This is a genomic window from Photobacterium sp. DNB23_23_1, from assembly GCF_052873815.1.
The window spans coordinates 38,572-60,972 of the sequence record NZ_JBNNXT010000026.1 but is presented as its reverse complement, the minus strand read 5'-3'; the positions used below and the strand labels follow the sequence as shown (position 1 = coordinate 60,972).

Here is a 22,401-nt window from a genome sequence, read left to right as displayed (position 1 = left end):
AATTATCACCACTTATATTTGCGCTTTACAAGGTACGTCAACCTTTTCAGTGGTTTGAATAAAAAGCCAAGTATGGTTATCCATACTTGGCTTTTAATTTAATTCAATACTTCTCGATTACTTCGCTAGGAAAATGTCTAGCTCTTCGCTGCCACCAATGTGCTTGCCGCCAATAAATACCTGAGGCACCGTACTGCGGCCAGAGATAGCACGTAAGCTTACCGTGGTTGCATCTTTGCCTAGAACCACTTCTTCATAGCCCAGCCCCTGGTCGATAAGGCTCTGTTTCGCTTTGGCGCAAAATGGACAGCCTGGCTTGGTAAATACCGTGATTGATTCTTGCAGTTTGTGCTCAGGGGCAATGTAACCCAGCATGGTATCGGCATCAGACACTTTGAACGGGTCGCCCGGCTCGTCGTTTTCGATAAACATTTTCACAACAACGCCATCTTTTACCAACATGCTGTAACGCCATGAACGGTCACCAAAGCCGAGGTCATTTTTCGCAACCAGCATACCCATTCCTTTCGAGAACTCACCGTTACCGTCTGGGATGAAAGTGATGTTTTCAGCTTCTTGGTTATCTTTCCATGCGTTCATTACAAAGGTATCGTTAACAGAGACACACAGAATGTCGTCAACACCGCGCTCAGCGAATACTGAGGCTAACTCATTGTAACGTGGTAGGTGGCTAGAAGAACAAGTGGGGGTGAATGCACCCGGTAATGAAAAGACGATAACTGTTTTATTTGCAAATAGTTCTTCCGTGGTTACGTCTACCCACTGATCACCTTGGCGAGTGTGGAATGTTACCTCTGGTACTGCCTGACCTTCTTTAGATTCGAACATAATCATTTCCCTTAAACTTTAATAAGTAACTATTGCAACTGGAGACTCATCATCATTATTGCTCCCTGTTGATGAGTTCATTATGCCACTTTAAAAAATAAGGTCACGCTGATTACATTGATTGATTCAATAGAAAAAATCTATTACGGAGAAAAACTGTCCTCAGTCTAGGTTTCTTCACCCTATCCCTTTCATTGCCAAGCGACAGATGTAAAAAAGCCAGCAATTAAGCTGGCTTTCTCTAATTTGGCGGAGAGATAGGGATTTACTTCGCCCTGCGGGCCGTTGCCTTAAAACGCCTTCGGCTAGCAACGTTGTCTCGCTTCGCTCGGCTGAACCCAGTCTAGGTTTCTTCACCCTATCCCTTTCATTGCCAAGCGACAGATGTAAAAAAGCCAGCAATTAAGCTGGCTTTTTCTAATTTGGCGGAGAGATAGGGATTTGAACCCTAGATACGCTACAAACGTATGCCGGTTTTCAAGACCGGTGCTTTCAACCACTCAGCCATCTCTCCTTTGTGCGGCGAATAATACGGGGTCATCCGATTCGTGTAAAGGGCTTTTCTAACCCTAACTTACCAACCGAACAACAAGCCACCGCCCTGCTCAAATCAACAACAACTAGTTGTATGCGCGGGCAAATTTACCTTCAGAATTCGCTAGGTAAGCGCCGGCATTCGCTGGTATGAAGACCGACTCACCTTTCGCAATGGTCAAAGTTTCACCGTCAGTGTGAGCGACGGTCAATGATGCATCTACCGCTAATAAGATTTCAGCACTTTTAGTGTGTAGCTCAACATTATTCGCCTGCTGATACACGCTAAACTTGAAGTCTGGAACCGGAATTGGGTAATGCTCTATGCCATTTTCAGTCTGCGGTGTCATCAACAAACTATCGAATGGGATTGGCACACATTGGGTACATGAAACCAGCTCAGGCACATCCATATACTTTGGCGTCAAACCTGCACGCAACACATTGTCAGAGTTGGCCATGATCTCCAAACCCGTACCTTTGAGGTAAGCATGAGGCGTACACGCATACAAGAACATCGACTCACCAGGCTGCAAGGTCAGAGTGTTCAACATTAGCGGAGCAAATAGACCGATATCGCCAGGATATTGCTCTGCCAAGTCTAGAATCAACCCAAACAATTCCTCGTCTTTATGCGCTTCAGCAAATACCAATAGCTTGGCTACACTGCTGTCTTTTACTTCACCATCCAGAGACAACATTGCTTCAAAGAAACGCTCAAGGCCCAGCTCGTTCTGGTTAGCTTCCAGCGCTTCTACCAGTGAGTGGATCTCTTCGATGTCTAGCGCTCGGAAAAACGAGACAATGTCTGCAAACTCACGGAAACCATTCATTGCTTGGTAAGGCGTTAAAGCGTAAACCAGTTCTGGCTTGTGGTTTGGATCTTTATAGTTGCGGTTACCGGCGTTACGAGGTATGCCCTGCTCTTCTTCTTTGGCAAAACCGTCTTCAGCCTGTGCTTTACTCGGGTGAACTTGAATAGACAGCGCTTTTTCAGCCGCTAGCACTTTAAACAAGTAGGGCAATTCACCGAATGTCGCAGCTGTTTCCGTGCCAATCAAGGTTGCTTTATCAGCGTCAATAAACTCTGATAACAGAGTAGGTTTGCCATCGACTTCAATTTGCGAGCAACCATTCTGATGGGCACCCATCCAGATTTCCGCTTGAGGTTTACCTTCTGGGTTTTCAATGCCAAACAATTGGCCAATCGATGTTGTGCTGCCCCATGCATAATCTTGAATCACATTATGCATACGATAAAAACGAGGGGAAGAAGTCATAGCTTTCCTTATTTCTAATACAGATTTCATTAAGGTCCCAAACTCATTTAAGGGGCGTTAATGAAATACGATTAAACGTTTATGTCATCCGACGAAGTACCTGTGCCATCAAGCAATAACATCAACTTGTGTTATCCGTTTACCAATCACGCATACTACCAAAAACGGTCAGTAAAAAGAGATTATTCATCACTTCTCCAGCAAAAAGCTCCCTCATCAAGAGGGAGCTTTCTGGGCACGGCAATTCAGGTCTTACCGCGCTCAACCATTGCTAGGGGGTTAAGCAACAGCGGTTTTTGGTTGCGATTTACCCTGACGCATTTTCTTCAGCGATACCGCCACCAGCGCAGTAACTACCGCACCTGCCGCCATACACGCTAGTGCAAGAATCGGCTTGTTCATCGCACCGAGTAGAGCAACAACTGGGCCACCGTGAGCAACACTGTTAGTGATACCAAATGAGAAGGCCATTACTGCAGCGACCATCGAACCCAGTACGTTCGCAGGGATAACTGACATTGGGTCTTGTGCCGCAAAAGGTATGGCACCTTCAGAGATACCGACCAAGCCCATTGCACCAGATGCTTTACCTGCTTCAATTTCCGACTCTTCGAAGATGTCGAACTTACGACCAATGACTGTCGCCAGCGCCATACCCAGAGGAGCGACAGGGATAGCACACGCCATCGCACCCATAAACTGGGTTTGACCGCTGGCAATCATGCCTACCGAGAACAGGAATGCCACCTTGTTGAATGGGCCACCCATATCGAAGCCTGCCATACCACCCAATACGATACCCAGCAGTACAACGTTACCGGTACTCATGCTGGTAAGCATTGCATTCAAGCCATCCATCAAGCTCGCAATTGGCGCGCCGATAACAAAGATGAACAAGCTTGAGATAAACAAGCTACCGGTAATAGGTGCAATCATAATTGGCACCAGCGGCTGGATAAACTTGTGGTAGTTGCGGGTGACAATGAACTTAACGAAGTAACCAACCAATAGACCGGCAACAATCGCACCGATGAAACCCGTACCGGCCTCCGCGCCGTAGAACGAGCCGTTGTTGGCAATCCAGCCACCGATCAAACCCGGAGCCAGTGCAGGACGGTCAGCAATCGCATAAGCAATGTAGCCCGCCAGAATTGGGATCATCAGGGTGAAGGCAACGACACCGACATCCAATACCTTATTCCACATGCTGCCATCTGGAATAGCCATACCGGCTTCTGTTGGTTGACCACCAATCGCTAATGCTAGTGCAATCAACAAACCACCCGTTACAACGAACGGGATCATGTGCGACACACCGTTCATCAGATAGCAATACAGATCAGAACGCGCTTGGTTCACTTTGCTTTCTTTCTCTGTTGGCGCATCGTCTGCAGAGGTTTGGTACTGAGGTGCAGCCAGTGCTTGATCAATCAGGCCCTTGGCATCTTTGATCGGCGCTTTAACGCCAGTTTTAATTAAACGCTTGCCGGCAAAGCGAGCCATGTCGACTTGCTTGTCACAGCTGACAATAATGGCTTCTGCACGTTCGATTTCTTCAGCTGTCGGACTGTTCTTCACTCCGATAGAGCCATTGGTTTCTACCTTGATTTCGTAGCCAAGCTCTTTTGCCCCCTTCTCAAGCGCTTCCGCTGCTAGGTAGGTGTGCGCAACACCCGCTGGACAGCCAGTAACGCCAATAAGGAAGCCATTTTCTGCCGCCGGTGCATCTTCTGTTTCTGTTTTTTCCAGCAGCAGGGCGAGAGCATCTTTTTCAGATTTAGCCGCAAGGAATGCCTCAATGAAGCCATCTTCAATCAACTTGGAAGAAAGTTCAGCCAACACTTCAATATGGTGGTTCGCACCGCCGTCTGGCGAAGCAATCATGAAAAAGAGTTTAGAAGGAAGGCCGTCCTCTGCGCCGTATTCAATACCGCTACGGCTAACACCGATAGCGACGGCAGGCTCACTGACCGCAGAACTCTTGGCATGCGGTAGCGCAACGCCATCTTCAAAGCCGGTATTACCCAACTCTTCACGGGCATGAATATCAACCAAAAACTGTTGCTTGTCGCTGACTCGACCCTGCTTGTGCAGAATGTCGATCATCTCAACAAACACCTCTTCTTTCGTCGTTGCCTTAAGGTTAAGGCAAATCAACTGCTCATTAATCAAGTTCGTGATCATGAGTGTTCCCCCTTTGATTATGTATATCGGCATACTGTTTGCCGTTGGGGATATTTTCGGCTTTTTAGCACACCTCTCATAGTGTACCAGAGGAGCATTTACTGGATATTTGTAACACCCGAACTTTTATGTGATCAGGTTCTCACAATATAAACGTATGAAAAAGACAAACAAAAACCATAATTTTCAAAATAAAATCATATAGATAATAAAATCAAAACAACCATAAATATTGATTATATAAAGAGGCAAATGAATAATGGCTAGACTTAAGTAACACGATTTTTTAGTCTAAGAGACCGTTTTTAAGTGATCAGGTTCACGATATCTGCCCGAGAACAAGGACAATAGAGGCAAGGACAAAAGATAATAGCGGCTAAATGTAGCCAGCAACCAAAGCCGATTTGTAACATGAGCCAAGTCTTCCACCAGTTACTCGAAACCCTGCTTGCCGAGCGAGAGCACTTCAACCGCATTTGGTTTGCCGGTGATCATGTCACTCCCCCCCCGTTTAGCTACCAGGTTAACTTTCCACGGCTCGAGATGGTGCTAAGTGGTGAGTACCTCAATGAACTGGAAGATCCCGATCATGGTATTACCGAGGTCAAGATCATGCCCGGCGACGCCTTATACATTCCGCCCAACAGCTGGAACAAACCTAACTGGGACACCAACTGCTCGGTACTAAGCCTGCTATTTGGTAAACGTCAACTCGGATTCAGCTTGGTCAGTAAGGCTAAAGGACAAGCCCATTTTTTTGATATTCAAAAGCACAGTATCCAAACCCGAACGGGATTTGCTATTGACCATATTCTCGCTGGGCTCAATGCCTTGGCGAAAGAGCCTTTGCAAAAGCCAATGGACGAGCACCTGTTGCAAGCCTTGATGAGTTACTGCCAACAAATGCTGGCAACACCTAGCGAAACCAACAAAAATCGCAGTGAAGATCTTTACCAGGGGATCTGTATCTATATTCAAGAAAACTTCCATCGCCCGATCACACGCGACTCGATTGCCAAGCGGTTTAACATCACCCCAAACCACCTTTCTCGCCTGTTCCGCCAACAAGGGCATATGCGAATGGCCGACTACATCACTTGGGTGAGGATTGAACGAGCCAAGTTCATGCTCAAGAAATACACCTTCCGCCTGAACGAAGTCGCTACCCGTTGCGGCTTTCAGGATGTGAATTACTTCTACCGAGTATTCAAAAATAAAACCGGGATGACCCCGTCGGACTATCGTGGGAGAAATTGATGCGAAAGAGAAGAGTGCAGAAAGGACTAACGAGGTAGTGGCATTACAGTAATCATCGAAATGGCTGTAAAAGACTATTAAGCACAACCGCTTTTAACACCTCTGGTCGTGTATTTTCAGTTAGTAGCTGACAAAAACCGGGGTCTAGCAGCCGCCTAGAAAATGACGAGAAAGCCAGTAGATATTCACGCTGGGGAGGCGCAGGCAGTACCAAACCGATAACAAAGCTCACAGGTCCACGTTTGGGCCCCCACTCTAACGGCTGCTCTAAAGGTGCCAGTACGAGAGTAGGAGCCTCAATATCAGGCGTTAGTATATGAGGCAAGGCAATGCCGTTACCCATTGCCGTTGACGATACAGCCTCCCTTGCCTGCATTTGCTCTAACAGGCGGTTCGCTATATCTGGTTGGTTAGGGGCACATTGGCGACTAATTTGCGTCAATATATCCGCTTTAACCAACGAGCTTACTGTAAATTGGGACAGTGACGGTAAAAAACTCAGCTCATAGTCAAAGGGTAAAACAATGCTCCCCTTCTCTTCCCGCTGGCTGATCAACCGATGATCAGTACTGATCAAATAACAATTCTCAGAGACAAAGTCTGTCAATACCATACAAGCTAATTCAGCATCCAAACCTTCAATCATTAACTGACAAAGATCGCCGGGCATCGACCCCAAGCTCATCATTCGCATCGCCTGTTCAGCATTCGCTGTTCTAAGCTGCGAAATGTTGTTGATTACCACGATCGAGCGGAAATACCCCGCCAAGGTTTTTAACCTGTTGAGTTTCCAGGCCGGTAGCCCTTCATCATCCAGGGTAAAGGTGATACGTCGTTCAATCATCGCTCGCGTCTGCCGTTCAATATCTTACTGGAATCAAAGCTCTTTACAGCGATTAATCACGCCAGCAGGATCGATAAGAACCTCTTCAACCGTCACACAATGGATCTTACTGCCGGTAAAGCGTGCACGGTGCTCAATTTCAATATCAGAAGCAATCAGCACTACATCAGCCCGGCCGATATCCTGAAAACTCAGCTGATTTTCAATTCCCATTGCGCCTTGAGTCTCAACCATCATTTGAACACCAAGCTGTTGGGCAGCTTTGGTTAACTCTGATGCCGCCATATAGGTATGGGCAATCCCTGTCGGGCAAGCGGTAACCGCAACAATTTTCATGAGTCTTTGGCCTCTTTATATTACTTGTTTGCTTTGTACCGTTTTCAACGCTATTAATCTACCGAGTTTGAGAATATTGGTTCAAATTTCAAAACAGAAATTGATCTACTCCAGCAATCCCTGCCTGAATAACACTATAAACCCTAGCCAGACCGCCTCGGTTGCTGATAAAATCCGCCTCCAACAGAAATCCCAAATATCTAAAAGAGAGTGATTCCTATGGGACGCAGTTTCGAAGTCCGTAAAGCCTCGATGGCGAAAACTCAGGGCGCTAAAATCAAAGTTTATTCAAAGTACGGTAAAGAAATTTACGTTATTGCGAAAAACGGTGGTATTGACCCTGACACTAACCTTTCCCTAAAACGCATGATCGAGAAAGCCAAAAAAGATCAGGTGCCTAGCCATGTTATCGACAAAGCGATCGACAAGGCAAAAGGCGGCGGCGGTGAAGATTTCGCAACTGCTCGCTATGAAGGTTTTGGTCCTGGTAACACGATGGTGATCGTTGACTGTCTAACCGACAACAACAACCGTACTTTCATGGACGTTCGTCAGGCATTCGTTAAGAACAACGCTAAAATTGGCTCTCCAGGTACCGCGGCTCACATGTTCGAGCACCAGGCTGTATTCCAGTTCAACGGTGACGACGAGGAAGCAGTACTTGAGAACCTGATGATGGAAGATGCTGACGTCTCTGACATCGAGTGTGAGGACGGCGTAATCACTGTATTCGCTCCGCATACTGAGTTCTTCAAGATCAAAAGTGCACTCGCTGCAACCATGCCTGAAGTAACGCTAGACGTTGAAGAAATTTCTTTCGTACCTCAAACCATGACTGAAATTTCAGGTGAAGACGTGGCGAAATTCGAGAAATTCCTTGATGCACTAAACGATTGTGACGACGTGCAGAACGTTTACCACAACGCAGAAATCGCAGAGTAAGTCGTTATTCTCGGAAAGACAGCCGGCATTGCCGGCTGTTTTTTTATCTGCGTTTTTTACGCCCTCCCCCACAGATGACGAATACCAATCTGGATAAGTAGTTGATCAAATATTTATATAGGTTGGTATAAAACCGTTGGAAACCATTGTTCTCATTAATGTAATTAATGGATATTTACAGCGTGTAAATAGCCAGACACAACCGTCAATGGTGTGTAAATTCCCTTCTCCCTGATGCCTACCAAACCCATTTCATGATATGGTTGATGCTATTAATAAAACAACATCCAAAATAGCGCACAGGCTACCTTCGCCGTGCTTTTTCTTTTGTCTTTCGCCTTCTTGCAATCATTATGCGCCCAGAAAATAACAACCATGCTGCTAATGCGCAGCCAAAGTCGCCAGCGGCCCTAACGAGCACAGCGACACCGACAAAAGCGGTAAAGTCACCCTTAAAGAAAATCAGTAAGTGGGTAGGGCTTGGTTTACTCACTCCCACAGCGATTATCACCGCAGCCCTTGCCGTGGGAATCCAAGTTGACTTAACGCCATACCGTGACGATATTAATCAGTGGCTAACCACCAACCTCGACCGAGAAACCCATATCGACGGGAAGATGGGGCTGGTACTGTCATTCCGTCCTGAGGTTCACCTTGAAGGTGTACACATCGACAATATTGATGCCTTTGAAAGGCAACCGATGTTAGCCTCAGGCAAGATCAACGCCAAAGTGGCCGTGCTACCACTGCTTAAAAGGACATTAGCGGTTGATTACCTTGAACTTGAAAACATCAACCTCCACCTTGCCAAAGCCCATAACGGCCAAGCAAACTGGTTGCTTGGTGCGCCAACCTCAGCGTCAAGCACAGACGACTCTGCCAGTGGTAACTCTGCAAATAGTCATCCTGCAGATGAAGGCTCTGCTTTCAAGTTAGCACTCACTGACCGTATCAGTGCCAGCAATTTATCCGTGGTTTTCGAAGACCAAAGTCAAGGTCAGTATTTCGACTGGTATCTCGATTCTCTCAATCTCAGCCAGCCCGGCAATGAATGGGAGTTTACGGCCAAAGGGGCGATGCTCGGCCAGCCTTATGATATTCAGCTAACCGGTGATCTGGAGCAGCTCATCAACCAGCAGACCGGCAAAGTGAAAGCCAGAGGTTCGTTTGCCGGTGCCGAGCTCAATATTGATGCCGACACGTCTGATAGCCTCAATGCCGATATCAGCCTGCAATGGCAAGATACCGGGCCCATTGAAGCCATGTTCGGATTAGATGTTAAGCACGCAGCACCGCTGACGGTGACTACCCACGTCAATGCCAACACCAGCACTATCACGATCAGTGATCTTATTATCGATAGCCCAATCACCCACGGCGCTGGCTACTTGGATATCGAGCTGGGCGAGCATAACGTCATTGATGGTGAGCTGAATATCCCATTAATTGACCTACGCCCTTGGCTCCAGCCAGCACCGCAACCGATGATGCGTGCATTTGCAGCCCCTCCCCAGCAATCACCATTACAACGAGCCCTTGAACAATGGCTGGAAAAAACCACGACCCGGGTCGATCTTTCAATTGATGAGATCAAAGGCCTGGGTACGCCTGTTGAACGTCTATCCCTGTCGGTAAACGGCAAAGCCGGAGTATTATCAGCTCCGATGACCGCTGATATTGCCGAGGTGCCTTTTCGCGGTAAGGCATCACTCGATGCGACAGGTTGGGTGTCCAATTTGGATATCAGGCTTGGCGCCGAACAATCACCGTTAGGCGAAATGGCCCACTGGATCACAGGTATCCCATATTCACGCGGCCATTTGGATCGTGCAGAGCTTGCCGTTACGACCAACGGCACCAAGCTCAGTGAGTGGTTAGAGCGCGCCGAGTTGTCCCTAGCCGTCGACAAAGCATTGGTCGAATGGGGTAGCGAAGCCAGCTTCAGCATTGACCAAGCCAGACTCAATGCCGGTATTAATCGTCAGTTCACATCCGATATCCAAGGCCAATTGATGGGCATACCCGCCCATATCCAAGCCCAAGCGGGTACTTTACAAGATATTATGATGGGCAGGGACTGGCCAACGACTCTGACCTTTGACTCTCCGGCGATTTCTGTCGAAGCCAAGGGGCTCCTAAAGCATACCCGCTGGGAGGAAGGCAGCTGGTTTGATCTTAAGGTCAACAGTGATAATGCCAGCCTGCTCAATCCTTGGCTGGGTACCCAAACCAATATCTCCGGCACCATCAACATTGACGGTAAGCTTAATTACCAAAATGGCTGGATCGATCTCGCCATGCCAAATCTCGCCTTGCTAGAGAGCTACGGCGATGTCACTTTGCGCTGGCAACCGGATCAACAGCGTCCTTTCCTGGTGATGGACGCTCAATTCTCGCAGTTGGATTTCACCCAGTTTGGCCAGTTCATCAATGATGACGAACTGCCGCAGGTCGAACAAACCGTGCCGACCCAAGGGGTGAACTTGGATGTGCCGTTGCTGGGTAGCGAACTGGTGATTGCCGATGCCGATCTAACCTTCCGTGCCGACAAACTAAAATGGGCTGATCAGCAGCTAGACAACTTATCCTTCAGCGGCCAGGTCCGTGATGGCAAGATGAATAAAGCACCGATAAACGCCAGCTTTGCGGGCAGTACCTACAAAGGAGACCTGACTTTAGGCGTCGATGCTGCCAATATTGATGCAGAGCTCAACCTTGCGGTCAACCAACCGGATATCGGGGCGATTCTGAGCCGATTCGATGTTACTGATGACTTCGATATGCGCTTGGATCGTGCCAAGCTGGCTGTCTCTCTGTCAGGGCGATCCATTCTAGAATTGATGGAACATACCGAGGTTGATGCGGCATTGGTTGGTGGCCATGCCAATATCGCCGATAGCTACACCGGCAAAGCGCTAACCGTTAAGTTGGATCAAGGCCGGTTTGTGACCGGACCAGACACTGCGACTCGCCTGACGATTAACGGAATGGCCGCAGGCAAAGCAGCATCATTCAAGCTATCATCGATTTCCCTCAAGGAAGCCAATGATGGCCGCTCGACACTACCGGTATCACTGGCTGCCAACTTAGGTGACATGCGGTTTGACGCCAGCTCCAATCTCAGCCTGCCGATTGATCCGCGAGCGCTCAACCTGACCTTTGAAGTGTTTACACCCAACCTCGATAGACTCGAAGCCTTCAGCGATATTGACCTACCACCTTATGGGCCGATCACTCTGGCTGCCAGCCTATCGATGGATAACAAGGGCTACCACCTCAACGACATGAAGGTACAGGTCAACGACAGCCAACTAACCGGTAAAGGCGCTTGGCTACCGCCACTCAAGGCAGAGCAACGCCCTCGCCTAGAGCTGGCTTTCCGCGCACCCTATATCCAACTCGACGACTTCAAAGTAGGCGACTGGCAGGCATGGGAAAAAGAAAGCACAGCGGACACCAACCAACCCCTTGATGACAACCAGAATACGGCGTTGATCAGTACCGATGGCCTCGACATGCTCAATGCCAACTTCTCGCTGGATGTCGATGAAGTACGTTCCGGTGAAGACTGGCTAGGTGCAGGTCAATTACACTGGGCGCTTGAAAACGGCGTGTTCAACCTCAAACCGATGGCTATCCAGCTGCCGGGCGGTAATGTCGAGATGACAAGCCAAATTAAAGCCCAGGGTGATATGTTTGATATCCAGCTAAACGGCCATGTCGAGAATTTCGACTATGGGGTTCTTGCCCGCCGTCTGGCACCGGAAAGCGGCATGTATGGCAATATTTCCACCCAGTTCAACCTAACCAGTTTGGCTAATTCGCCAGATAGCCTGATGAACAACGCCAACGGTTTTATCGGCTTTGCCGCATGGCCGCAGGAATTTGAGTCAGACTTGATCGATCTTTGGGCGGTAAGCTTGACCGATGCCATTATTCCGAACTTTACCAACAACGATCCATCGGTACTTAATTGTGTTGCCGCGGGGTTAGATATTAAACAAGGCACCATGAGCCAACGCGACTTGCTGCTTGATACGACGCGTATTCAGGTCAATGGTAAGTTCGATGCCAGCTATGCCAACCGTGACTTTGCCCTGTACCTGCGCCCCCAATCGAAACGCGCGCAGATTTTCAGTCTGCAAACACCAGTCGAAGTCTTTGGCAAGTTTGAAGATTTCGACTTCTCGGTGCCGCTATCAGCGATTATGGAGACCTCGGTTCGTTTCACCACCAGCCCTGTCGTCTCGCCACTGCGCTGGTTGGTTGAAAAGCCGATTGCTCAAGATGGTAGCCATCAATGTGAGTTGATCTGGCTGGGGCAGAGTTAAAACGGGCTAGTGGCTAGTGTGATATGACCCCCGTAAAGTAATAGTCTAATAAAACAAGCCGCCAGAGTGTATTTCACGCTGGCGGCTTTTTCATATCAACAAATCACTAACGGTGGCTAGTCACCTTGACGATAGCGCTGTTCAACTTCGTCCTGAGCTTCAAATTCATCAAACTCAATCGGGGTCACTTCATCCGAGCTGAACTTAAGCACCGCTGGGGCAGAATAGTTCGGTACATTATCGTAGTTGAACACCGAGTAGTACTTGGCCAAGTTGGCATTACCAAACTTGTCGAAGGTATACCCGTCTTTACCAGCATACAGCTTCACCCCATCGAACGGGGATCGCGGCGGATGGAAGCTATTGCGCACCACATACGTCCCGACCCAATCGCTGTCCTGCGGGTTATCCCACGTCAGCTTGACCATGCCGCCTTCAAGGTTGGCTTGGAAGTTGTCCGGCGTATCCAATGGCTGCTTGCGGCGCTCGATATACTCGACCACCAATTGGGTAGACATGGTCCCGTCATTAGATTCAGTTTTCCACTCAACCCAAGCGTCATGCTGTTTGGAGGCAGAGGTCGCCTTGATAACCAACTTCACCGCGCGGTTTTGATCGTAGCAATCCTCAAGGTACTGACGGGCAGAACTATCGAACATGAAAGTCTGCCGCGCTGTTTTGGCCAAACCTTCACTGCTGACTTCATAACCGATAAATTCAATCGGCTCACCTATACTCAGCTGCTCAAAGTCAGGCTCATCGAGATCAACCATTTCAACCATAAAGCGCATCGGTTGGTTAATTCCCGTGAGCGAGGCACTTTCCAACACAAAATAGGCGTCGGTAAATACCACATCACTCTGCTCAGACATCCGGGGTAAAGTGAAGTCCACCACCCCGAAAATACGCTCACCGTTGGCATCATAACCACTTTGCAGCTTGCCATCTTCAACCTCTTTCGCCTTTACCGTGTGGAAAGCACTGGCACCGACAGAGAGCTGATAGGGCTTACGGTGATAAACTAAATCCAAGTTGGGGCGATAATGGATCCCGCCACCAAAGCGTCCGTATCCGATATCAAACTGCATCATCTGGGAATCATTACCCATAGGCAAATCAACGGGACCTTGCAGCCTCAACAGCAAACGCCCTTTCTCCAGCTGTTGTTCGATCAATCCTTTTTCCATCGCACTGAAATGCCAACTCTTCCAGATACCCTGCGTCAGCTGATCCGAGTCGATCGCATTCCCCAACGTCTGTATTGGCGTTGCATGATGGATTTGCTCAAAGTCGGAAATATCACTGATCTCATCCGGATTGAGAATAGATACCGACCATTCACCGTAGTTCTCAATTTTCGCCCCGACCCGGTTCATAGGATAAAGCGAAAACAAAGCATCCTTGATCTTGGCATCGGCCGGCAACCGGCTCATGTCATAGTCAATAACGCCATAGCAAATCCCCTTGGTTTTATTCACACCGATGAACAGGGAATTATTGCCAAAGTGTTCAGCATTGTTAGCACGGGTTAATTCGCCCACATAACCGATTTTTTCAGGACTCGGAAACAGGGTAAACGAGAACTCATCACGCTCAAGCATGGTTTTGATTTTCAACTCAGGGGCGAATGGCGACTTGATTCTGGTCACCCGGTTCACTTTACGCAAGTTGTAGAAATAGCGGCGACCGGATTTAAGCTGCTTATCGGTATAGCGTAATTGCGAGGTTATCGCGATCAGGTTTTCCCGAGTACAAGAAGCCTTTGGCGTCTCACTGCGGTAAATTTGGTAATAGCAGCCATCGTCTTCTCTACCTGGCTCCCAAACCAACTCGACCGAATTTGCGGTAATGTCTTTGGTTGAGAAGTTCTCCGGTCGGCTGGGGGCCAACTTTGAGTAGTCAATGTTTGTTCTGAGGGCATAAAGCAAGGCCGGGATATTTTCATCGACACTTTGCGACATGTTGATCAGGTAATCCGGAATGTTCCGGCTCCCAACCTCCACCACCGTAGAGAGGATCCCCCTGTCATAGTAATACTCACGGCCACTACCATGGATAAGGTTGGCGGGCGGCTTACCACGGTGGATACCGTACTGGCGCTTGGTCACCTTGTGGATTTCTCGTGCCATGTTTGCACAAAGAATATTCAGATCCGTGCCTTCAATTTCCGCCTCATGGTTAAACTTATGAGCGGGGAAAAACACATTACCCTGAGAATGATAATCCAACGCCACACAGATGTTGTCACGGCTTTCAACAAACTGCTTAATCGCCTGTGTCTCCGGTTCAGAAAATGGTCCAGGGCCACCGTAGATATTAGAGCTGGTCTGTGTCGAGTGATGGAAGTTAATACCAAAATTTCGGTTGAGATCGACCCCAAAGGTCCCGTCACCATTATCGCGGCGATTTTTGCGCCAAAACGAAAAGTGCTTGCGAGAATACTCAAAGCCATCAGGGTTCAGGCAAGGCACCATGTACAAAGTATTTCGGGTGAGTGCCTCCACCACATCCGGGTTAGACGGGTAATTAGCCAATAAATATTGGATAAAACTCACCGCCAGCTCAATACCGATCCACTCGCGAGCATGGATGGTACCGGTGTAAAGCAGCGCTGGTTTTAAATCCGCATAGGCCACATCTTGCGACATAGTCACCATCATGATTGGCCGCCCTTCATGGGTCTCACCTATGCTCTGCAAGCGGATCAAATCCGGATACTTAGCCATGGCCTCTTCCAGAAGATCCATCATGCCCTGATAAGAGATGTATTGTTTCTTCATTCAACACCCTCTTCATAGCGACACTGCTCTTTCGCACAATATTCACGCCATCCATCCATGATAATAGCCAGCTTTTTGTGCTTGAGATTTCTGAAATTCATCAGTATTTCAGGTTGATGGTTAAGCACACGCAGTGTCTCACTCGCACCTAGGGTGGTAACAATGTCAGTGGCCAAGGTTTTCCCTACACTCTTTACCTGAAGGAAAAACGCAAGCAACTCTTCTTCACTTAGCACTTTGGTCTCAACAGTAACATCAACAGTTTTAAATACAGCAGAGATATCCACCTCACCCTGTTGTTCAATCCCGGTATCAGCCTCTTCCATAATCTCTTTCAAGGAGACACCAGAGTGCACAGCCACTGGCTTATCGACAGCAATCACCTTGGCAGGGATATTGCCTTGGAAGTTCCACGCTTCACTCGGCCACTCTTCTTCCTGTTTATAGCGGGTTTCCAATAAGCGGTACTGCTCATCGGCAGGGGCATATTCGCCAGTATCGGTTGAATAGTCAGGCTGTCCAAAGCCGATATAACGCATAGTACGCAATAGGGAGGAATCAATCTTGCCCAACTCTTCCCAATTGCGATGGGCGAAATACGGTTTACGGAAGTCTTGCGGTGCCAATAGCCACATCAAGTATTGGCCAATCCAGTCGCGAATGTAAGGGAAGGCGGCAAAGGCCGTGGCGCATTCCAAAATGGTGTAGTCATCGTCCATGCTGACAGCGATATCACAGGCCCAGTACTCCGCGTTGGCAGCTTTCGATGCTTTAACGGCCAATTCAAGCACCAGCTCCGGTACCGCCTGATAATCCATACTTCCGCCTTGGCTGGTATTGGTTAGCCATTCACCTTCCGGTGGACGGCGCCAGAAGGCACAGACCGGCTGATGACCAACCAGCATCACCCGAATATCCGCTTTCATCGGCACGAAATCTTGAATGTAGGCGGGGTAATAACGTTTTTCAGAAAACAGTCGCAATGCTTCTTCGGCGCTATCCACTTTATGGACAAAATAACCGCCGTAGTTAGACGGGCCATAAGAGCGTTTGACGATTTTCGGGTACTCAGTATGGGTCAGAAAATTCAGCGCTTGCTCCACTTCATAGAAAATACGGGTACGCGGAATAGGCAGATCGTATTTTTCACAAAAGTGGGTCACATTCTCTTTTGATTTATTGCTGAACTGACTATCGAGTGACGGTAAGAAGCGCACCCCAGGCAGTTCACGGGCAATATCCCGGAACGTCTCGTAGGCTGTCGCCGGAATATTGCCAATCAATACTTCGATTTTCTTTGCTTTCACTTCGGCAACAAAACGGTCTTTATCATTGCCCCAGTGGTAAGTAACCTGTTCGATTTTATCTGGCCACCCTTTGAAGTTCGAACGATTAAAAAAGCGCAGTACATGATCAAGGTACAACAAGCCAATTTTTGGACGAGTGTGATTAAGGGTGTTCATACTGCAGCTTCCTCGGTAAGCAGGTTAGGTTTGATAAGTGCTTCTGCTAAAGAAGGAATAAAGTCTTTAGCGGGTGCCTTGCTGTCTTTGGTGACGGTACGTTCAATAAGGTCGACCAAGTAGTCAATCTTGGTGTCATTGAAATCAAGCCCAAAAGCTTCTTGATCTGGAGTGGCAAACGCAGGGATACCGTTAACTTCAATCACCACATAACGCTGATGCTCAACGTCATAAATAATGTCTACGCCAGCCACTTCCAAGCCGGTGACTTTCGCGGCTTTTAGCGCTAATTCGATGACTTCAGGCACCGGCTCGCGCTTAATCACACTACCGCCACTGGTCACATTGGTTTTCCAACTTCCTGGCGCGGCTTTACGGCCATAACAAGCGACATATTTGTTATCAACAATATCGATACGATAGTCTGAGTAATCATTTTCGATCACTCGTTCAATATAAAACTGCGGCGCTTGCTGCTGATTAATAAACGGCTTCAATAGGTCCAGATCACGAACACTTTCCAGCTTGATAATACCGTTACCACCCCAGCCATCGACCGGTTTGCATATCGCCTTACCGCCCCAGAACTGCATGTGCGCCCTGACCTGCTCCAAATTGTACTTATTGCAAACAAGGTAATCCGTAGCTGTAATGCCATGCGATTTCAGCACATGGGCGGTACGGAATTTATCTTCGGTAAGTGCAAATGACGCATAGTTATTGATCATCGGCATCATCGAATTGAGCACCTGATAAAGGTACACCTGATAGGCCGTCTGCTGACCCGCGTTATAAGAAAAGAACAGGTCGAGTTCGTTGAGTTGTTGCCCGTTACAGACAATATTACCGTCAAATGCCGTCGCTTGAGCCAAATCAAGCCCGGTTAAGGCATCAATTTCACGATCTCGTAGCTTGGCGACGATTTTTTGCTCTATCTCCTTGCCTCCGCAGTTTTCATACATCCATAAACCGACCCGATGCCTTGCCATGTGTCACTCCTTTCGTGAGCCGTTCAAAAATATGCCTATATGAGATTGTTATAAACAGTAACAACCTATCAATATAGTTTTACATCATAATGTTGCATATATATGGTAACAGTGAGCTATGTGGAACTTTCATTCAAGAAGCGCGGAAAAAACACGAAACCTGTGCAAGGAATCAAATTATGGAACAACTCGACTTCACTGATTTAAAAACAATTATCGAAATAAACTCCTGGACAGGGAACAAGATAGGCGTAGATAAAAGTGGTCAGACCATGACAAAGTGGTTAAAACCACTAGGGTTTAATGTGGAGATCTTTCATCGGGAAAAAGTGGGAAATCATCTATTGTTCAGCACACCATCGCAGAATAACGCCCCTAAACTGTTACTGCTTGGCCACTTGGACACCGTATTCCCACCGGGGATTTTTGAAAGCTTCCACGAGGATGATGAGTGGGTATATGGTCCAGGAACCTGTGACATGAAGGGCGGCAATTTTGTTGCATTATGTGCCTTACGAAACTTGCACCAAACTCATGGGCAAATTCGCAATATAGATGTACTCCTCGTCAGTGATGAAGAGACTGGCAGCGATGACAGCAAATTTGTGACCCGCCAAATCGCCCATCATTATGATGCCTGTATCGACTTTGAAGCTGCTGGTCCAAACCATGAAGTCGTGGTTGGCCGCAAAGGCGTGGCAACGTACCAAATAGAACTCACTGGAGTAGCCGCGCACGCAGGAAATAACTATCACCTAGGTAAAAATGCAAACCTTGCCGCCGCCAAGTTACTCATTGCTTTAGATGGATTAACACATGTTGAACACGGCACGACCGTCAATGTGGGTAAAATTAAAGGCGGGATCAGCACCAATACCATCTCTCCCGGTGCAGAATTAATGGTTGAAGCACGCTTTACTCAACCAGGAGAACAAGAACGTGTCCTCAGCGCTATTCCAGAACTGATCCACCAGCATGGTGTTGAAGGGGTAACGGCCAAAATAGAAGGTGGATTACAGCGTGATGTTATGACCCCTACAGCTGAACAGCAGATCCTGCTTGATACTTTTGCCAACATTCTGGGTTACCCACTCGAAACAGAACAACGCGGCGGAGTCAGTGACGCCAATATTATTGCAGGAGCAGGCGTCCCAACACTCGATGGATTTGGTCCATTTGGCGATGGTGATCATACTGAGCACGAGCGTGCCTCCAAAGCCAGCTTTCAACGCCGCATAAAGGAAGTCACCGCAATTTTGCAGTACTATACTCAGGTCTGAATACCGTAAAAAGACGAAAATCGGGTAATACTCTATCTTCAGAAAATTACCCGAACTATATCTCCATAAAATATTTCACCTTTAATTTCACCCTAGGTATAAAAGCTGAAATGAAAAATAAGTTCCAGTTTATGCACTGGTAATGAATAAAATAACAAAGAGTAATCGGCTATTTTCGGCTATATTTTTTGTAATAGGTAGAATTTGAAAACGCTGTGAATATTATAAAAGTGCAATTGGATTTTCATCCACCCTCATAGTATGGCCAAGTAAATCCCCCCCTTCGCTGTAGGTTAGGTTCTAGGCCTTTGAGTCATTTACATCAAAGGGATACCGACGGGTTTCAACAGCGCTACCGTGGCCATAACCTCATTCAATGCCAAGCTAAATTTACAGTTTTGTCCTGCTCAAGAAAATATATTTCTTACAACAAGAGATTGTGTTAATTGTATCTAAAAATAAAATAGATCATAATACTGCGCCTTATAAACAATGATAATAATAGACAGCTGCAGGATTAGAGTGATGGAACAAAAAATATTGGTCGTCGAAGATAGTCGTCCATTCCGTCGAGTCATTGAAAGTGAACTAAGGCAAACAGGTTACACTCCGGTTATTGCCAACTCTATTGCTGAAGCCGAAGCTGTTTTAGACAATAGTACAGACTTTCTCTGCGCCATTCTCGATTACTGTCTGCCAGACGGACAAGATGGCGAGATCATCGATGTATGTTTATCTGTTGGTATAAAAGTCATTGTTTTGACGGCGCTGATGGATGAGATGACTCGTGAAAAAGTATTAGCAAAAACGGTCATTGACTATATTCCCAAAGACAGCCCGACCTGTATTACCAGTATCATCCCTATCCTACAGCGCCTAGAGCGCAATCATGATCATACTGCCTTGGTGGTTGATGACTCAATAACGGCACGAAAATACATCCGCAGCTTGCTGGAGAGACAGTATCTGACCGTTCTTGAGTCCAACAATGGCGAGCAAGCGCTGGAAATGGTCAACAGACATAAATCAATATCTTTGGTTATTACTGACTATTCGATGCCAGAGCGGGACGGCGTCAGCTTGATTAAAGAGCTAAGAAAACGCTTTCGTCCCGGACTGCTTGCAATCATCGGCCTTTCAGCCAGTGAAGAGCCAGCATTAACAGCTAAGTTCCTCAAGGCCGGTGCCAACGACTTCCTCAAAAAGCCTTTTAACCAAGAAGAGTTCTATTGCCGGTTACACAGCACCCTGAACATCCTCGACTCCGAGCGAAACCTCTACCTGCTAGCCAACCGTGATTATCTTACCCAAGCATGGAACCGACGTTATTTTTTCAACCACCAATTGGTGAAGAAAAATACTGGGCCACGTTGCCTCGCCCTGCTCGATGTCGACAACTTCAAACGGCTTAATGACAACTATGGTCACCATATCGGAGACATGGTACTGATTGAACTGGCCAACACCTTATCAACCTATTTCCCGGACGCTTTGGTTGCCCGTTTCGGCGGAGAAGAATTCTGTATTCTTTATGGCAACTCACCAGAGATATTTGTCCAGAGACTAAGCCGATTAGTCAAAGAAATCGCTGAATCCGAACTGACGATCCTCGGCAACACCATCAAGTACACCATCAGTCTGGGTGTCACCCATGCCGAAAGCGACATTCACAGCTTGATCCGACGTGCCGATAACTGCTTGTACAAAGCAAAAGAAGAAGGGCGCAACTGCCTTATCGTGGAATAAAGCTGAGTACGGATTAAGCCAAGTAAGCGCCCATAAGATGTGGTTACGGTACCTTTACAGTACGGTCACTAACGGCTCTTCGATACCCTGCCAATTAACTTCAGCAGTCAAAACACGACCCGGACCATTGGCACTTTCGGCGCTGGTGACCACAAGCTGGTTACCCTTTTCGCCGCCCAACGCGACCATGGTTGGGTTATCAGCCGGTACCGGGATCACGTGAGTGACCACCCCGTCAGTACCGATACGCACAACCGACTTGCCGCTGTACATCGCCACCCAGTAAGCGCCTTCACTATCGACACAAGCACCATCAGGTCGCCCATCGAAATCAGTCAAATCACAGAAGACACGGTTTTCGCCATACTCACCTGTTTCAGGGTTGTAATCCGCACTGTAAACCAAACTTGAACCGGTATCGGCCCAGTACAGCGTCTTGCCACATGGTGAAAACGCCAAGCCATTACAGGTCCAGGCAAACATCGGCATTTTATCTAACCGGCCACCCGCCATTAGTTGATAAAACTGACCCTGATCGCCTTCTTTGGCACCGTTACGCGTACCGGCCATAAAGCGTCCACCCGGAGCGGCACGGCCATCGTTAAAACGCATTCTCGGATGCGTTTTTTCAAGAGGCGTAATTAACTGACGCTCGGCATCCCAGTCTTCCAGCAGATACACGCCAGATTTGGTGGCCAATACAAAGCCGCTTTCACCCCACATTGCCGCACAACCCAGCATATCATCCCAGCGTCGAGCTTCTGCTTTACCTTCTTTCAGGCGCCACAGTTCACCAGCAGGGATATTAACCCAACACCAAGCCTGCTGACGCCAGTCCCATCGTGGACACTCGGCAAGGTCGAAGCCTTGCTCCACTAACGGGCAAAATTCGAGATTCAGTTGCTGACTTTCTTTCATTGTTCTTCCTGTATTTCTTTATTATCCATTTGATTCCCACGAGCCAAACCGCAGCTGAGGAAATCATGCAATTTAGCTATTTGTTACCGGTAACAACAGTCTAAGCCGATTTTATTTCAGTATCATGGACATTTTAAAGTAGGGAACATCCCCTTTGTAAAAACGCTCCCCTTCAGGTGCCATGCCAAAACGATGATAAAATCCGCCTGCCGACTCCCTAGCGTCACACCAAAAACAACGGACACTTTTAAGCTTGAGATCAGCAAGAATATGTTCGATCACCGCGCTCCCGATCCCCTTGCTCTGATATGCTGGCAAGGTAGCAAATTTCCTCAGCCTCGCTTGATCATCCGAGATAAATATCGACGCCACACATACCAATACGTTGTCTTCATAGACCCCGTAATGCTGGCCATCTTCATCATCTGGAACGCGGCAAAATTCTAGGCTTTGTTCTGGCCACAGCACCTGATGTCGAATCGGCAAGGTCAGCTCTGCCGGTATTTCAATAATTTTCACAGTATTTCCTATCCATAAAGCAGAATCAGGCAAGATTGAAAGAGAATTAAGCCTTAACCTCTAAGTTGCATAAATGTACAATTGCCAACCATAATGTGTAAATTCAACGTTGAGTATTGCTCCTACACATTCCTTTTTCCTGTCGAGAT

15 protein-coding genes, 1 tRNA gene and 1 other RNA gene are annotated in these 22,401 nt (G+C 47.6%); 5 read left to right on the top strand and 12 right to left on the bottom strand.

The features are described from left to right. Positions 1-117: 117 nt before the first annotated feature. From ACVA53_RS16150 to ACVA53_RS16130, 5 genes are all read right to left on the bottom strand, one after another. On the bottom strand, positions 118-849 hold the full coding sequence (locus ACVA53_RS16150; protein ID WP_446505649.1) for a glutathione peroxidase: 732 nt from the start codon (positions 847-849) through the stop codon (positions 118-120). A 247-nt stretch (positions 850-1,096) separates the two neighbouring features. Then, positions 1,097-1,226: non-coding RNA, RtT sRNA (locus tag ACVA53_RS16145), on the bottom strand. Positions 1,227-1,272: 46 nt separating this feature from the next. Continuing rightward, positions 1,273-1,363: transfer RNA gene (locus tag ACVA53_RS16140), tRNA-Ser, on the bottom strand. A 106-nt stretch (positions 1,364-1,469) separates the two neighbouring features. After that, a complete protein-coding gene (gene manA / locus ACVA53_RS16135; RefSeq protein WP_446505648.1) occupies positions 1,470-2,663 on the bottom strand; it encodes a mannose-6-phosphate isomerase, class I in 1,194 nt (397 codons plus the stop codon). A gap of 279 nt (positions 2,664-2,942) precedes the next feature. Further along, positions 2,943-4,847, bottom strand: a complete 1,905-nt coding sequence (locus tag ACVA53_RS16130) for a PTS fructose transporter subunit IIABC (protein WP_446505647.1) — start codon at positions 4,845-4,847, stop codon at positions 2,943-2,945. A gap of 411 nt (positions 4,848-5,258) precedes the next feature. Between ACVA53_RS16130 and ACVA53_RS16125 the strand changes: the two genes are divergently transcribed. After that, positions 5,259-6,104 carry an AraC family transcriptional regulator gene (locus ACVA53_RS16125; protein WP_255043617.1) on the top strand — a complete coding sequence of 282 codons (846 nt, stop codon included), beginning with the start codon at positions 5,259-5,261 and terminating at the stop codon, positions 6,102-6,104. Between the two features lie 52 nt (positions 6,105-6,156). Here ACVA53_RS16125 and ACVA53_RS16120 read toward each other — a convergent pair whose 3' ends face one another. Both ACVA53_RS16120 and ACVA53_RS16115 read right to left on the bottom strand, forming a co-directional pair. Beyond that, positions 6,157-6,948: a PTS sugar transporter subunit IIA gene (locus ACVA53_RS16120; protein ID WP_446505646.1), complete on the bottom strand. Its 792-nt coding sequence runs from the start codon at positions 6,946-6,948 to the stop codon at positions 6,157-6,159. A 33-nt stretch (positions 6,949-6,981) separates the two neighbouring features. Next, positions 6,982-7,284 carry a PTS fructose transporter subunit IIB gene (locus ACVA53_RS16115; RefSeq protein ID WP_255043615.1) on the bottom strand — a complete coding sequence of 101 codons (303 nt, stop codon included), beginning with the start codon at positions 7,282-7,284 and terminating at the stop codon, positions 6,982-6,984. 219 nt (positions 7,285-7,503) lie between these two features. On the opposite strand from ACVA53_RS16115, the gene ACVA53_RS16110 reads away from it, so the two are divergent. Together ACVA53_RS16110 and ACVA53_RS16105 are read left to right on the top strand one after the other, a co-directional pair. Further along, entirely contained in the window at positions 7,504-8,226 is a 723-nt protein-coding gene (locus ACVA53_RS16110; RefSeq protein ID WP_255043614.1) for a YebC/PmpR family DNA-binding transcriptional regulator, read from the top strand. Positions 8,227-8,579: 353 nt separating this feature from the next. Then, a complete protein-coding gene (locus ACVA53_RS16105) occupies positions 8,580-12,557 on the top strand; it encodes an AsmA family protein (RefSeq protein WP_446505645.1) in 3,978 nt (1,325 codons plus the stop codon). 116 nt (positions 12,558-12,673) lie between these two features. Here the strand turns inward: ACVA53_RS16105 and ACVA53_RS16100 are convergent, their stop codons facing one another. The 3 genes from ACVA53_RS16100 to ACVA53_RS16090 are packed head-to-tail and all read right to left on the bottom strand — an operon-like array spanning position 12,674 to position 17,789. Continuing rightward, complete coding sequence (locus ACVA53_RS16100; RefSeq protein WP_446505644.1) at positions 12,674-15,337, bottom strand: M14 family zinc carboxypeptidase; 2,664 nt, start codon at positions 15,335-15,337, stop codon at positions 12,674-12,676. Then, positions 15,334-16,800 (bottom strand): ATP-grasp domain-containing protein, encoded by a 1,467-nt coding sequence (locus ACVA53_RS16095; protein ID WP_446505643.1) that lies wholly within the window; start codon positions 16,798-16,800, stop codon positions 15,334-15,336. Before ACVA53_RS16095 ends, ACVA53_RS16100 begins: the two co-directional genes overlap by 4 nt. After that, the gene (locus ACVA53_RS16090) at positions 16,797-17,789 is read right to left on the bottom strand and encodes an ATP-grasp domain-containing protein (RefSeq protein WP_255043610.1); all 993 of its coding nucleotides are present in this window, start codon (positions 17,787-17,789) and stop codon (positions 16,797-16,799) included. The genes ACVA53_RS16095 and ACVA53_RS16090 overlap by 4 nt, the downstream gene beginning before the upstream one ends. Positions 17,790-17,968: 179 nt before the next feature. Here ACVA53_RS16090 and ACVA53_RS16085 point away from each other — a divergent pair, with 179 nt between their 5' ends. After that, complete coding sequence (locus ACVA53_RS16085) at positions 17,969-19,069, top strand: M20 family metallopeptidase (RefSeq protein ID WP_446505642.1); 1,101 nt, start codon at positions 17,969-17,971, stop codon at positions 19,067-19,069. A 525-nt stretch (positions 19,070-19,594) separates the two neighbouring features. Then, on the top strand, positions 19,595-20,815 hold the full coding sequence (locus ACVA53_RS16080) for a response regulator (RefSeq protein ID WP_446505641.1): 1,221 nt from the start codon (positions 19,595-19,597) through the stop codon (positions 20,813-20,815). A gap of 54 nt (positions 20,816-20,869) precedes the next feature. On the opposite strand, the gene ACVA53_RS16075 is transcribed toward ACVA53_RS16080, so the two are convergent. Next, positions 20,870-21,733: an SMP-30/gluconolactonase/LRE family protein gene (locus ACVA53_RS16075; RefSeq protein WP_446505640.1), complete on the bottom strand. Its 864-nt coding sequence runs from the start codon at positions 21,731-21,733 to the stop codon at positions 20,870-20,872. 111 nt (positions 21,734-21,844) lie between these two features. Then, positions 21,845-22,252, bottom strand: coding sequence for a GNAT family N-acetyltransferase (locus ACVA53_RS16070; RefSeq protein ID WP_446505639.1), 408 nt, complete (start codon positions 22,250-22,252; stop codon positions 21,845-21,847). Positions 22,253-22,401: the final 149 nt, after the last annotated feature.

Coding starts and splice junctions, on each gene's coding strand:
- ACVA53_RS16150 (WP_446505649.1), bottom strand. CDS start 849: ATGTTCGAATCTAAAGAAGGTCAGGCAGTACCAGAGGTAACATTCCAC.
- manA (WP_446505648.1), bottom strand. CDS start 2,663: ATGACTTCTTCCCCTCGTTTTTATCGTATGCATAATGTGATTCAAGAT.
- ACVA53_RS16130 (WP_446505647.1), bottom strand. CDS start 4,847: ATGATCACGAACTTGATTAATGAGCAGTTGATTTGCCTTAACCTTAAG.
- ACVA53_RS16125 (WP_255043617.1), top strand. CDS start 5,259: ATGAGCCAAGTCTTCCACCAGTTACTCGAAACCCTGCTTGCCGAGCGA.
- ACVA53_RS16120 (WP_446505646.1), bottom strand. CDS start 6,948: ATGATTGAACGACGTATCACCTTTACCCTGGATGATGAAGGGCTACCG.
- ACVA53_RS16115 (WP_255043615.1), bottom strand. CDS start 7,284: ATGAAAATTGTTGCGGTTACCGCTTGCCCGACAGGGATTGCCCATACC.
- ACVA53_RS16110 (WP_255043614.1), top strand. CDS start 7,504: ATGGGACGCAGTTTCGAAGTCCGTAAAGCCTCGATGGCGAAAACTCAG.
- ACVA53_RS16105 (WP_446505645.1), top strand. CDS start 8,580: ATGCGCCCAGAAAATAACAACCATGCTGCTAATGCGCAGCCAAAGTCG.
- ACVA53_RS16100 (WP_446505644.1), bottom strand. CDS start 15,337: ATGAAGAAACAATACATCTCTTATCAGGGCATGATGGATCTTCTGGAA.
- ACVA53_RS16095 (WP_446505643.1), bottom strand. CDS start 16,800: ATGAACACCCTTAATCACACTCGTCCAAAAATTGGCTTGTTGTACCTT.
- ACVA53_RS16090 (WP_255043610.1), bottom strand. CDS start 17,789: ATGGCAAGGCATCGGGTCGGTTTATGGATGTATGAAAACTGCGGAGGC.
- ACVA53_RS16085 (WP_446505642.1), top strand. CDS start 17,969: ATGGAACAACTCGACTTCACTGATTTAAAAACAATTATCGAAATAAAC.
- ACVA53_RS16080 (WP_446505641.1), top strand. CDS start 19,595: ATGGAACAAAAAATATTGGTCGTCGAAGATAGTCGTCCATTCCGTCGA.
- ACVA53_RS16075 (WP_446505640.1), bottom strand. CDS start 21,733: ATGAAAGAAAGTCAGCAACTGAATCTCGAATTTTGCCCGTTAGTGGAG.